Source organism: Cupriavidus pauculus (genome assembly GCF_008801835.1).
GTDB classification, from domain to species: domain Bacteria; phylum Pseudomonadota; class Gammaproteobacteria; order Burkholderiales; family Burkholderiaceae; genus Cupriavidus; species Cupriavidus pauculus.
This window is the reverse complement of record NZ_VZOW01000065.1, coordinates 1-9,239: the sequence shown is the minus strand read 5'-3', so window position 1 is coordinate 9,239 and position 9,239 is coordinate 1. Positions and strand designations below refer to the sequence as shown.

The window sequence follows — 9,239 nt, the reverse complement described above, 5'->3', positions numbered from 1 at the left end:
AGCCGACTCCACTCGACGCTGGGCTACGTCAGCCCCATGACGTTCGAGAAAAACTGGTCCGCAGCTCAGCAACACCGGGCTGCCTAATTCCCTCGGTTATGGGATTCGTGGAACAGGGGCAAGGTCAAACCGCCGGTGTCTTCCCAAGTTTTCTCAATGGGCGCCTGGAACAGGATGTCCCCTTGGTCGACACCTTCGTTGACAAGATGAAGGGAAACACCAAAAGGGCTGTCCTCCACAATGGTCCAGAAGTTGTAGTGCTTGCCCCGGTTGTGCGGCAGCAGGCTCGGGTGAAAATTCACCACGCCCCGACGCGGAATGTCGATCACGGCCCTGGGCAGAATCTTCGGCCACCAAGCAAGAATCAGCAGGTCCACGTCGCCCAGCAAGGCAGGAGCGTTTTCGTCGGTTATCGCGCTTGCCAGGACCACATTGCACTGATGCAGCCTGCACAATGCCGCGATTTCGTTGTCAGCGGTCGTCACCACGTAGCGAACGTCGTCGCGAAAATTTTCGAGCACGTAGCGAACCGCTGCCAGGCCGACGTCCTGGTCAGCCATAAAGCCAATCGAGCCGATACGTATTGGATCAGGCTTCATGGAAGCTCAGCAATACGTTTGCTACCCGCTCCACTTCCGCAGGGCCCATGTCGTGGTAGCTCGGAAGATTGATCGAACGGGGCGAAATGTCGTGTGCTACCGGTGTATCCACATCGGTAGGAATACCGTCCACACCGAGCACGCTGAGGGGCCAGAAGAATACGCGCCCATCTATGTTCTCGTCCTTGAACCGCTTTAGAACCGCCTCACGATCGAAACCGGCATGCTGGTCAAACACCAGTGTCGGCATCCAGTATCCATTCACTGTCCCAGCATGTTCGACGTTCATTTTCGCGACTGCCGCCAGAGGCGCCAACGCCTCCTTGTACCACTGGAAAATCGCGCGCTTCTTGTCTACCAATTCGTCGATGCGTTCAAGCTGCGCGCATCCGATGGCGGCTTGGATATTTGACATCTTGTATTTGAAACCGACCCGCTCCGACCAGAATTGACGCGTTTCGCCTCTCGCCCGTCCATGGTTGTTAAGCGTCAGCACACGCTCGTACAGCGCCGGATCGTTGGTCACGAACATGCCGCCCTCGCCCGTCGTCAACGTCTTGGTGCCATGGAACGAAAACGTGCCGAATGTCCCAATCGCGCCCGCGCGCTTGCCACCATAGGCCGAGCCGAGAGCTTCCGCCGCGTCTTCGATAACTGGGATGCCATGACGCTGCCCGATCGCCATCAGCGCGTCCATGTCGCAAAGGCTGCCGTAGATATGCGTGGCGATGATCGCCCTGGTGCGCGGCGTGATGGCCGCTTCCACCTTCCGCGGATCCAGGCACCAGGTGTCTGGGAGAATATCGACCAGTACAGGCGTCGCACCAAGATGCACGATCGGCGATGCGGTGGCAATCCAGTTGATATCCGCGAGGATCACTTCGTCGCCGGCCCCGATGCCCAGCGCTGCCAGCCCCAGGTGCATGGCGCCGGTACAACTCGACGTGGCGATTGCGTGCTTCACGCCAAGATGCTCGGCAAACCCCTGCTCGAACTTGTGGATATAGTCGTAGCAGTGCTCGCCCCATCCGTTCGCCGCAGCGTCGGTTGCATAGCGGACTTCCAGCTCGGTAATGGAAGGCTTCGTGTAGTAGATGCGCGACACAGGACGCTCTCCTCAGAATACGTTGATCGCCGGCACGGCCACTGCAAACTTGCCGCCCCATTCACGGATGTAGGCAAGTTGCGTCGTCACTTCGTCGGCGATGTTCCACGGCAGGATCAGTACGATGTCCGGCCTGGTCTGCGCCAGTTGGTCCGGCGACACGATCGGAATATGGCTGCCGGGAAGAAACTTCCCTTGCTTCGATGGCGCCGCATCGCAGACGTAGCCCAGCAGGTCCGGCTTCACGCCGGCGTAGTTGAGCAGCGTGTTGCCCTTGGCGGCTGCTCCGTAGGCCGCAACCGTCTTGCCGGCACGTTTCTGCTCGATCAGGAAGGTCAGCAGGCCATCCTTGACCGCGTCGGCACGCGCCTGAAACGTGCGATAAGCGTGGCCAGTAAAATCGCTCAGGCCCGCACTGGCTTCCGCATCGAGCACACGTGCAGGCGCCGCGGTGTCCGCACGCGCGTCGTCGGCATGGCAGCCATAAACGCGCAGGCTGCCGCCGTGCGTCGGCAATTCCTCGACATCGCAAACACGCAAGCCCGCCGCACGGAAGATGGTTGCCACCGTGGCCAGCGACAGGTACGAGAAATGCTCGTGGTAGACGGTATCGAATTGCACCTGTTCTACCAGTCGCATCAAATGCGGAAATTCCAGCGTGATCGTGCCGCCCGGCTTCAACGCGGCCTTGAGCCCGGCGGTGAAATCGTTGATATCGGGCACGTGCGCGAATACGTTATTGCCTACGATCAGGTCGGCGCGCTGGCCTTGCTCCGCCAGACGCGCGGCAAGCGCCTTGCCGAAAAACTCCTGCAGCACCGGAATGCCGAGTTTTTCCGCGGCCTGCGCCGTGCTGGCAGTCGGCTCGACACCCAGGCATGGAATGCCGGCAGCGACGAAATTGCGCAGCAGATAGCCGTCGTTCGACGCCACTTCCATGACGAGGCTCTCGCTCGAGAGCTCCAGCCGCTTCGTGATCATGTCGGCGTAGCGTGCGGCGTGATCGAGCCAGCTGCGCGATACCGACGAGAAGTACGCGTAATCGCCACTGAACAGTTCATCGGCCCGTGCGTAGTCTTCCGTCTGTACGAGCCCGCATCGATCGCAGACAAAGAGCTTCAGCGGGAAATGCGTTTCCGGCGCGCGCAGCGCCGCCTCGCTCAGATAGGCATTGCTGGGCGGTGCGAAGCCAAGGTCCAGAAAGACGTTGGACAGGAGGTTTTCGCAATGGCGGCACTTCATAACTGGATTCCGGAGTAATCGCTGCTTAATAACGGGTGCGCACGATCGCGCTGGGACAGGTCGGCAACGGGCAGCGGCCAATCGATGTCGACCGCAGGGTCGTCATGGCGAATGCCGCCTTCCGACTTCGGCGCGTAGTGCGCGGTATGCAAATACAACAATTCCGATTCCGGCGCCAACACCTGGAATCCATGCGCGCAGCCCTCGGGAATGACGAACATGCGAGCGTTGTCGGCCGACAGTTCCACAGCATGCCAACGCAGGAACGTCGGCGAACCGGCCCGCAGGTCGACCGCCACATCCCAGACGTGACCACGCAGGCAACGCACGAGTTTCATTTCCGCATCGCCCGGCAACTGGTAATGCATGCCGCGCACGGCGCCCACCTGCGTGGTGCGCGAGTGGTTGATCTGGACGATCTGACGTCCCGCCAGCACGCCCGCCAGTTCGCGGTCGCAATAGAGTCGCTGGAAGGCGCCGCGATGATCGGCCAGGGCCTGGCCTGTCACCACCAGCGCGCCGGCAATTGGCGTTGGCTCGACCTTCATGACTGACACCACGCCAGATTGCGGGCGCGGGCGGCCTGCACGTACTGATCGAGCTGCTCATCACTGATCACCGCGCCCTGCGACAGGTAGGCCCGATACCAAGCCACCGTGGCAGCCAGCGCATCGTCAAAGCCCCATACTGGCTGCCATTGCAATCCTGCGCGCGACTTCGCGCTGTCAAGATATAGCAGCCGGGCTTCATGCAAGTCCGCATTGTTCGCCACATGCCAATGCATGGCGGGCCATAGTTCGGCGATGCGCTCCATCACGGCCTGCACCGGCCGGTTGCCTTCCTCGGCCGGACCGAAGTTCCACGCCTCGGCGGCATCATGCCGGCGCGCCAGCAGACGCTGGCCGAGCAAAAGATAACCGCTGAGCGATTCGAGCACGTGTTGCCACGGTCGCGTAGCGGCGGGCGAGCGGATTTCCACCGCGGTTCCCTGCGTGACCGCGCGAACTACGTCGGGAATCAGCCGATCCTCCGACCAGTCGCCGCCGCCGATCACGTTGCCGGCACGCGCTGACGCCAGCGCCGGTGCATCGACGGCATGGAAAAATGACGCACGATAGCTCGCGACCAGCAGTTCCGTCGCAGCCTTCGATGCACTGTACGGATCGTGACCGCCCAGGCGATCGTTTTCGCGATAGCCCCAGACCCACTCGTGGTTTTCGTAGCACTTGTCTGACGTAACGACCAGCACACCCTGCACCGACGGTGCACTCCGGCAGCATTCGAGCAGGTTGGCCGTACCCATGACGTTGGTGGCCCAGGTGTCGACGGGTTCGCGGTACGAGCGACGCACCAGCGGCTGCGCGGCCAGATGGAACACCACCTCAGGCCGCGCGTCGGCCACCACGCGCGCCAACGCGTCGCGGTCGCGAATATCGACCATGTGCGATGCCATGTTCAGGCCGAGCAGGTCCCAGTGGTTCGGCGTCGTCTCCGGCGCAAGCGCGACGCCGGTCACGATGGCGCCTAGCCGCGACAACCAAAGCGCGAGCCAGCTGCCCTTGAAGCCCGTGTGGCCCGTCAGCAGCACGCGCCGGCCGCGATAGGCGTCGCCGAACTCGGTCATGCCCACACCTTCCACGGTGGCGTGGCCGCCCACAGATCTTCCAGATGGTTCTTGTCGCGCAGCGTATCCATCGCTTGCCAGAAGCCATCGTGCTGATACGCCATCAATTCGCCTTCCTGCGCCAGACGTTGCAGCGGCGTCGATTCCCAACTGGTGCGATCGTTCTCGATGTAGTCGAAAACCTTCGGCTCGAGCACGAAAAAGCCGCCGTTGATCCACGCGCCGTCGCCTGCCGGCTTTTCCTGGAAATTGCTGACGGCGGGGCCGGTCAGGTTCAACGCGCCGTAGCGGCCGGGCGGCTGAATCGCCGTGACCGTGGCGAGCTTGCCGTGCTGCTGGTGAAACTTGATCAGCGACCCGATGTCGAGGTTGGTCACCCCATCGCCATAGGTAAAGCAGAACGTCTCGTCGCCCACGTAGTCGCGCACACGCTTGAGCCGGCCGCCGGTCAGCGTCTCCGCACCGGTGTCGATCAGCGTCACGCGCCACGGTTCGGCGTATCGCTCATGCACTTCCATGTGGTTGCGCGCCATGTCGAACGTGACGTTGGACATGTGCAGGAAGTAGTTGGCGAAATACTCCTTGATGACATAGCCCTTGTAGCCAAGGCAGATCACGAAATCGTTGATCCCGTAATGGGAATAGATCTTCATGATGTGCCACAGGATAGGCTTGCCCCCGATCTCAATCATCGGCTTGGGCTTCAGGTGCGATTCCTCGCTGATACGCGTGCCCAGGCCGCCCGCCAGAATCACGACCTTCATGCCGATGCTCCAATTTGCCACTGCAGGCGCGGGCGAATGACGCCAGGAATGGCCTGCATGTAGCCGTTGCGATAGGTGGTGTCGGAGAGATCGTCCACCACTTGGAAAAGCAGTGCATTCGGAATATTCACATGCACCGTCTGTCCAAGGTTGAATGACGTAATCGCGATTTGCACAGAATAGATGCCGTCATTAAGCAGGTGGGCCGGGATCACGCACCTTGCAATGTAGTGGCCCGGTCCGACTTGCGTAACCTGGTCGTTGGGTGGCGAAACAATACAGACCATCACGCCGTCCAGCGTCCGTATATGGAAGTTCGGAACAAATTCGTTGCTGCAGAACTGCTTAACGGTGTAATCCACCTGAATGGTTGCTTCCGCGCCGATAGGTACTACACCGGGCTCGCGGTTTTCGCTCTGCACCAGCGCCACGCTATCTACGTGCACGAGGTCGTCGCCGTTGTTGGTCGCAGGAACAAACGTCGAGATCAGTTCAGGGCGAGTTTCCTCCACCCCGGCATTGCTCTGGACCATGTATTCGTCCACCACGTCTTGTGCTGGACCCATGCGCTTGATCCTGCCTTTTTCGAGGTAGATCGCGCTACTACAAAACTGACTAATAGCGGAAGCACTATGGCTGACGAACAGCACTGTGCGTCCTTCCTCACTGAAGCGGCGCATCTTGTTCATGCACTTCTTCTGGAAACGCGCATCGCCCACGGCCAGCACTTCGTCCAGGATGAGGACCTCGGGGTCGAGGTGAGCTGACACCGAGAATGCCAGCCGCACATACATGCCGCTCGAATAGTGCTTGACCGGCGTGTCCAGGAATCGCTCGACTTCCGAGAACGCGACGATCTCGTCGAACTTCTTTCTGATCTCGCTACGAGGCATCCCAAGGATGGCGCCGTTCAGGAAAATGTTCTCGCGGCCGGTGAGTTCCGGGTGAAATCCCGTGCCGACTTCCAGCAGGCTCGATACACGTCCGCGAATGGTGATGCGGCCGCGGCTCGGCTCGGTGATACGGCTGAGAATCTTCAGCAGCGTCGATTTGCCCGCGCCGTTGGCGCCGATGATGCCCACGCGCTCACCGGTCTGCACCTCGAACGAGATGTCGTTCAGGGCGTAGAAGTCTTCGGTCTGCTGGATCTCGTCGTCCGGCAGTGCAATGCTCTGCCGCGTGCCGCGCCCCAGCATGCGCGCGCCAACCGCGCGAATGTTTCGCTCGATGGCAAAGCGCAGCGACTCGTCACGACTGGCGCGCTGGTGCGCAATCGTGTAGCACTTGGACAGATTTTCGACGTGAATCGCAGTGGTCATTGTTAGATCACATCCGCAAAGGTGGCTTCCGTTTTGCGGAAATACCAGATACCGGTCGCCACCAGCGTAACGCTCATGACAATCGAGATAATCAGGCCGGGCCAATACATCGTGAAATCGCCGCCAAGGATCGACCAGCGGAAGCCGTCGATCACACCCACCATCGGGTTCAGCGAATACACGAGCCGCCATTTCTCCGGCAGCACCTGACTGCTGTAACCAACCGGAGACACGTACACGCCCAGTTGCAGCACGAATGGGATCAGGTGACGGAAATCACGGAAACGGACATTAAGCGCGGCAGTCCAGAGTCCCAGTCCGAACGACACCGCGATGGCCAGCAGGATGAACAATGGCACGAACACGATGTGCCAGCCTGGCATGAAGCGATGCCAGGCCATTACCAGGAACAGCAGCACGAAGGTGATAAGAAAATCGACGATCGAGACCGTGATCGACCCTACCGGCACGATCAGGCGGGGAAAATAGATCTTCGAAATCAGGTGCGAATTGCCAACCAAACTATTGCTGCATTCGCTCAGGGCGCTCGCAAAGAAAAACCACGGCAGCAGTCCCGTGAATACCACCAGCGAATATGGCACGTTGCCCGATGCCAGATTTGCCACCTTGCCAAAGACGAAGGTGAACACGAGCATGGTCAGGAACGGCCGGATCAGCACCCAGCTCGTACCGACCACAGTCTGCTTGTAGCGCACGATGATGTCGCGCCACACCAGGAACATGAGCAGTTCGCGATGGCGCCAGAAATCCCGCCAATAGTCCTTGGCGGCGCGTCCGCTTTCAAGATAGGTAACGTTGTCTGCCGTACTCATATCGCTTGTATTTCAGGCACTGGCTGTCCAGCCGCCCGATATCTTATTGAGCCTGCGCGTAGTGCTCGACGAACCACGCGTAGGTCTGGGCCACGCCTTCGCGCAATTCCACCTGAGCCTTCCAACCGAGCGAATCGAGGCGGCTGACATCCATCAGCTTGCGCGGCGTGCCGTCCGGCTTGCTTGTGTCCTGCACGATGCGGCCTTGGAACCCGGTGACTTCCTTGACGATGTCGGCCAGTTCGCGGATCGATACGTCACTGCCGACGCCAACGTTGACGAACGCTTCGTCCGAATAGTTTTCCATCAGGAATACGGCCGCGGCGCCGAGGTCATCCACATGCATGAATTCGCGGCGCGGCGTCCCCGTGCCCCACACCACCACTTCCTCATCGCCACGCATGCGGGCCTCGTGGAACTTGCGCAGCAAGGCCGGCAACACGTGCGAGTTCTGCAAATCGAAGTTATCGCCGGGGCCGTAGAGATTGGTCGGCATCAGCGAGATGGCGTCGAAACCGTACTGACGGCGATACGCCTGGCACATCTTGATGCCGGCGATCTTCGCAATGGCATACCACTCGTTGGTCGGCTCCAGTTCGCCGGTCAGCAGGCAGCTTTCCGGCATCGGCTGCGGCGCAAATTTCGGATAGATGCACGACGATCCGAGGAACAGCAGCTTGCGCGCGCCATTCTTCCAGGCCGAATGGATCACGTTGGTCTGAATGGCCAGATTGTCGCGGATGAACTCGGCGGGGTACGTGTTGTTGGCGTGAATGCCGCCCACCTTCGCCGCGGCGAGGAACACGTATTCCGGTCGTTCAGTCTCGAAGAAGGCTTCCACGGCGCCCTGGTCCGTGAGGTCCAGTTCGGCGTGCGTACGCTGCACGAGGTTGTTGTAGCCCGCCGCACGCAGTCGACGCACGATCGACGAGCCGGCCAGGCCGCGATGCCCGGCCACATAGATCTTGGCTTGAGGATTCATCATCGCGTCACTCGTGGTAGTTGAACGCCTTGAAGCCGGCTTCCTTCACCAGGCTGTCGCGGCGCGCCAGGTCGAAGTCGGCTTCCACCATTTCGCGCACCAGCTCGGCGAACGTGGTGCGCGGCGTCCAGCCAAGCTTCTCACGCGCCTTGGTCGGATCGCCAAGCAAGGTCTCCACTTCGGCGGGCCGGAAATAGCGCGGATCGACACGCACGATGGTCTCGCCCACGGCCACTTTCAGGCCCGATGCAGCGGCCTTTTGCGCGTCGACACTGTCCACGATACCGATTTCGTTCACGCCCTCGCCCTCGAAGCGCACCGTGATGCCGAGTTCAGCCGCAGCGATACGAACGAAATCACGCACCGAATATTGCACGCCAGTGGCGATGACAAAATCCTCGGGCTGTTCCTGTTGCAGCATCAGCCACTGCATTTCCACGTAGTCGCGCGCGTGGCCCCAATCCCGCAGGCTGTTCAGGTTGCCGAGGTACAGGCAATCCTGCAGGCCCAGCGCGATACGACTGATCGCGCGCGTGATCTTGCGCGTGACAAAGGTTTCCCCGCGCAGCGGCGATTCGTGATTGAACAGGATGCCGTTGCACGCGTACATGCCGTACGACTCGCGATAGTTGACGGTAATCCAGTGAGCTTGCCCCCGCAAAACGAATCCCTTGCTGAGGTTAAACTGAAGCAAGGAGAGATGTGATGACAAGCAAGACAAAGCGGGCGCAGTACACGCTGGAATTCAAGCTGGAAGCGGTACGGCTGGTG

Annotated in this window: 9 protein-coding genes and 1 pseudogene; all 10 read right to left on the bottom strand. The window is 60.5% G+C overall.

Features of this window, described 5'->3' with window-relative positions; translation table 11 throughout:
• Window positions 1-83: 83 nt before the first annotated feature.
• Window positions 84-599 carry a formyltransferase family protein gene (locus F7R19_RS28980; RefSeq protein ID WP_150982927.1) on the bottom strand — a complete coding sequence of 172 codons (516 nt, stop codon included), beginning with the start codon at window positions 597-599 and terminating at the stop codon, window positions 84-86.
• Window positions 589-1,704 carry a DegT/DnrJ/EryC1/StrS family aminotransferase gene (locus F7R19_RS28975; RefSeq protein WP_150982926.1) on the bottom strand — a complete coding sequence of 372 codons (1,116 nt, stop codon included), beginning with the start codon at window positions 1,702-1,704 and terminating at the stop codon, window positions 589-591. Before F7R19_RS28975 ends, F7R19_RS28980 begins: the two co-directional genes overlap by 11 nt.
• Before the next feature lie 12 nt (window positions 1,705-1,716).
• Window positions 1,717-2,946, bottom strand: a complete 1,230-nt coding sequence (locus F7R19_RS28970; RefSeq protein WP_211922806.1) for a class I SAM-dependent methyltransferase — start codon at window positions 2,944-2,946, stop codon at window positions 1,717-1,719.
• Entirely contained in the window at window positions 2,943-3,494 is a 552-nt protein-coding gene (gene rfbC / locus F7R19_RS28965; protein WP_150982924.1) for a dTDP-4-dehydrorhamnose 3,5-epimerase, read from the bottom strand. The genes F7R19_RS28970 and rfbC overlap by 4 nt, the downstream gene beginning before the upstream one ends.
• Window positions 3,491-4,570, bottom strand: coding sequence for a CDP-glucose 4,6-dehydratase (gene rfbG / locus F7R19_RS28960; protein WP_150982922.1), 1,080 nt, complete (start codon window positions 4,568-4,570; stop codon window positions 3,491-3,493). The genes rfbC and rfbG overlap by 4 nt, the downstream gene beginning before the upstream one ends.
• A complete protein-coding gene (gene rfbF, locus F7R19_RS28955) occupies window positions 4,567-5,334 on the bottom strand; it encodes a glucose-1-phosphate cytidylyltransferase (protein WP_150982921.1) in 768 nt (255 codons plus the stop codon). Before rfbF ends, rfbG begins: the two co-directional genes overlap by 4 nt.
• The gene (locus F7R19_RS28950; RefSeq protein ID WP_150982920.1) at window positions 5,331-6,653 is read right to left on the bottom strand and encodes an ABC transporter ATP-binding protein; all 1,323 of its coding nucleotides are present in this window, start codon (window positions 6,651-6,653) and stop codon (window positions 5,331-5,333) included. The genes rfbF and F7R19_RS28950 overlap by 4 nt, the downstream gene beginning before the upstream one ends.
• Window positions 6,654-6,655: 2 nt before the next feature.
• A complete protein-coding gene (locus F7R19_RS28945) occupies window positions 6,656-7,486 on the bottom strand; it encodes an ABC transporter permease (protein ID WP_150982919.1) in 831 nt (276 codons plus the stop codon).
• Window positions 7,487-7,529: 43 nt separating this feature from the next.
• Complete coding sequence (gene fcl / locus F7R19_RS28940) at window positions 7,530-8,468, bottom strand: GDP-L-fucose synthase (protein ID WP_150982928.1); 939 nt, start codon at window positions 8,466-8,468, stop codon at window positions 7,530-7,532.
• 7 nt (window positions 8,469-8,475) lie between these two features.
• Window positions 8,476-9,117, bottom strand: a pseudogene (locus F7R19_RS28935) (GDP-mannose 4,6-dehydratase); the annotation flags it as partial.
• Window positions 9,118-9,239: the final 122 nt, after the last annotated feature.